The sequence below is a fragment of the Streptomyces sp. WM6386 genome (assembly GCF_000972385.1).
Lineage (GTDB): Bacteria > Actinomycetota > Actinomycetes > Streptomycetales > Streptomycetaceae > Streptomyces.
The window spans coordinates 1-688 of sequence record NZ_JXTE01000332.1; the positions used below are offsets into that span (position 1 = coordinate 1).

At 73.0% G+C, this 688-nt stretch carries 1 pseudogene; it reads right to left on the reverse strand.

Annotation, left to right across the window (positions count from 1 at the left end):
- Positions 1 to 688: pseudogene (locus TN53_RS41545) on the reverse strand (adenylate/guanylate cyclase domain-containing protein); the annotation flags it as partial.

Genomic DNA, 688 nt, shown 5'->3' on the forward strand with positions numbered 1-688 from the left:
GACCTCGCCGAGCCTGCGGATGGCCGCCGCGCCGCCCGGTTCGCCCGGCCGGCGCAGCGCCACGGACCGGGCCAGTAGATCGTCGGCCCAGGACAGGTCCGACCGGGCCAGCGCCTGTGCTCCGGCCCGGCCGAGCGCGTCGGCGGCCCGGACACGCAGTGCTTCGGTGGCGTCGTCGAGCCGGCCGAGGTCGGCGCGGTAGCCGTACGCGCGCTCCAGATGCCCGCCCACCGCCGCTTGTCCGGCGGCGAGCACGGACGGCAGCACGGCGGCTTTGCCGTGTCCTTCGGCCCTGGCCCGCTTGGACATGCACTGGTACGTGACCTCCTGGACCAGTCCGTTGCTGAACCGGAAGAAGGAGGCGTCGCGCCCCGGTTCCACGAGCCGCCGCCGACTGAGCCGCCCGAGAGCTGCCTCCACCCCGCCGTGCGTACCGCAGAGCCGCGCCAGCTCACCCGGCGCGAACTCCCGCCCGATCACCGACGCCATATTCAGGGCGGACCTCTCCTGCGGGTCCAGGGCGTCGATCCTGGCACCCAGTACGGCCTGCACGGTGGGCGGGAGTTCGTCCTGCGATCCGGTCTCGGCCGCTGCGGCCAGCAGTTGTTCGAGATGCAGGGGATTGCCGTTGGCGCGCTCCAGAAGGCGGGTCGGCGATGTGTCCCAGTGAGCGCTGACATCCGTCAAC